Annotated in this window: 1 protein-coding gene; it reads right to left on the bottom strand. The window is 38.2% G+C overall.

All coding sequences use genetic code 11. From position 1 onward, the window contains the following. Positions 1 to 348 (bottom strand): Spy0128 family protein (locus tag ADH31_RS03770; RefSeq protein WP_049509074.1); only part of this gene is annotated, 348 nt, incomplete at both ends.

Below are 348 nucleotides of genomic sequence, written 5' to 3' on the forward strand. Positions count from 1 at the left end.
AGCATCTTTCGTAACTGTTACGGTTACTTCTGCATTCATTGAATCGTAGTCGATATTTGTATCTGTTCCAGCTACTTCACGTACAGTGTATGTATGAGAACCTTCTTTATCGTAAGAAATCGCGTCAAACTGGATAGTTCCATCAGCCGCATTTTTCTTAGTTTGGATGACTTTACCATTTTCAACTAATTCAAATGTGAAGGCATCCTTCGTAAGCTCTTTACCTTCAAGTTTCTTAGTAAACTTGAATTGAGCCTGTGTTGCAGCAGGTGTGAAGGTATTGTTGAATTCTGTATCTGCAGGAAGTGTGTTTGTTGCTTTAAGAACGTGACCTTCTTTAGTAACAGT

It is taken from the genome of Streptococcus pseudopneumoniae (assembly GCF_001072375.1).
GTDB classification, from domain to species: domain Bacteria; phylum Bacillota; class Bacilli; order Lactobacillales; family Streptococcaceae; genus Streptococcus; species Streptococcus pseudopneumoniae_L.